Annotated in this window: 1 protein-coding gene; it reads left to right on the top strand. The window is 58.4% G+C overall.

Going from position 1 to position 649, the window contains the following annotated elements; all coding sequences use genetic code 11:
• Positions 1–331, top strand: a 331-nt coding sequence (locus EN949_RS35555; protein WP_164782691.1) for a translocation/assembly module TamB domain-containing protein, incomplete at its 5' end; no start/stop codon positions are given.
• Between the last annotated feature and the right edge of the window lie 318 nt (positions 332–649).

Raw genomic sequence — 649 nt, 5'->3', positions numbered from 1 at the left:
GTCGAACCTGTCGCCGCTGCAGATCGCCCAGCTCGCCGAAGCGGCGGGGCAGCTGGCCGGCGTCGGCGGCTCGACGTCGCTGCTGGAAAACCTGCGCAGCGCAATTGGCGTCGACGATCTCGACGTCACCACCGACGACCAGGGCGGCACGGCGGTTTCGGCCGGCAAATACCTCAACGACCGCACCTATGTCACCATCCAGAAGGGCGACAAGCCTGGCTCGGGCAAGGCGACGATCGACCTCAATGTCGGGCGCGGCGTCAAGCTGCGCGGCGAGGCCAACGATGCCGGCGAAGCCAAGGGCGGCATCTTCTACGAGAAGGAATACTGACAGTCCGGCGGGGCTTTTGGCCTCATGGTGGATCGATTCTGGTGCTGTGCGGGCCAGAGTAAATGTCTCAGTTTAATCGACTATCGCGATTCCAGAAGAATCCGTCGGACAGTAGCAAATTTGCGCCAAGACTGTCGTTATCACGCGAACCGCTCCCCTTTCAAAGTTGCACATTCCCTAACATGTTCTCAATCCACGCCGTCTTTGACATCATGGCCTGGATGCGGAATGTTAAAAGGCGGAAAGCCAACAATGGGAGTTAAGTCATGACAATTTATAAGAGTAATGGCGATCGCGTTCCGGATCACATCCTGGCCA

Source organism: Mesorhizobium sp. M7A.F.Ca.US.007.01.2.1, assembly GCF_003998165.1.
GTDB classification, from domain to species: Bacteria; Pseudomonadota; Alphaproteobacteria; order Rhizobiales; family Rhizobiaceae; genus Mesorhizobium; species Mesorhizobium ciceri.
The sequence above is the reverse complement of the archived record's forward strand: the minus strand, read 5'-3'. Positions and strand labels throughout refer to the sequence as shown.